General features: G+C 56.2%; 1 rRNA gene. It reads left to right on the forward strand.

Annotated elements, in window-relative coordinates:
• Positions 1–1,185 (forward strand): 23S ribosomal RNA (locus VMT30_02300); the annotation flags it as partial.

The following is a 1,185-nucleotide window of genomic DNA, read 5'->3' on the forward strand; positions in this document are numbered from 1 at the left end:
AATCTTCCCCGCCGTAAGCCTAAGGTTTCCTGAGGTAGGTTCGTCCGCTCAGGGTTAGTCGGGAGCTAACGCGAGGCCGAAAGGCGTAGCGGATGCACATCCGGTTAATATTCCGGAACTACCTATTCCACGTTATTACGATGGGGGGACGCAGGAGGCTAGTCAGGCCCACGATTGGTTGTGTGGGTTGAGGCTCGTAGGGAGATCTGCCAGGTAAATCCGGTGGGTCGTTAATCCTGAGGGGCCGGAGCGAGAGCCGCAAGGCTCATAAAGCTGACGACGCCACGCTGCCGAGAAAAGCCTCTAAGGAGTGGAGTGGGTACCCGTACCGCAAACCGACACAGGTAGGCGAGGAGAAAATCCTAAGGCCCAAGTGTGATGCTCCGTTTAGGAACTCGGCAAATTGGCCCCGTAACTTCGGAAGAAGGGGTGCTCTCACTCGTGATCCGACTTGCTCGGTGAGCGTGAGGGAGTTGCAATAAAGAGGCTCAGGCGACTGTTTACTAAAAACACAGGGCTCTGCTAAGTCGAATACGACGTATAGGGTCTGACGCCTGCCCGGTGCCGGAAGGTTAAAGGGAGAGGTTAGCCGCAAGGCGACGCTTCGAACTGAAGCCCCGGTAAACGGCGGCCGTAACTATAACGGTCCTAAGGTAGCGAAATTCCTTGTCGGGTAAGTTCCGACCTGCACGAATGGCGTAACGATTTGGGCGCTGTCTCAACGAGGGGCACTGCGAATTTGTGGTACCGGTGAAGACGCCGGTTGCCCGTGACTAGACGAAAAGACCCCGTGCACCTTTACTACATCTTAGTAGTGAATGCTGGCGTGTTCTGCGCAGGATAGGTGGGAGGCTTTGAACCCGGGTTCTCGGACTCGGGGGAGCCAACGGTGAGATACCACCCTTAACACTCCGGCGTTCTAACCTCGATCTGTCATCCAGGTCAGGGACACTGCTAGGTGGGTAGTTTGACTGGGGCGGTCGCCTCCTAAACTGTAACGGAGGCGCGCGAAGGTTCGCTCAGGCTGTTTGGAAATCAGCCGTAGAGTGCAAAAGCAGAAGCGAGCTTGACTGCGACACCTACAAGTGGAGCAGGTGGGAAACCAGGCTTTAGTGATCCGGTGGTTCCGCGTGGAAGGGCCATCGCTCAACGGATAAAAGGTACGCCGGGGATAACAGGCTGATC

The organism is Candidatus Saccharimonadia bacterium (assembly GCA_035544015.1).
In the GTDB taxonomy this organism is placed as follows: Bacteria; Patescibacteriota; Saccharimonadia; order UBA4664; family UBA4664; genus UBA5169.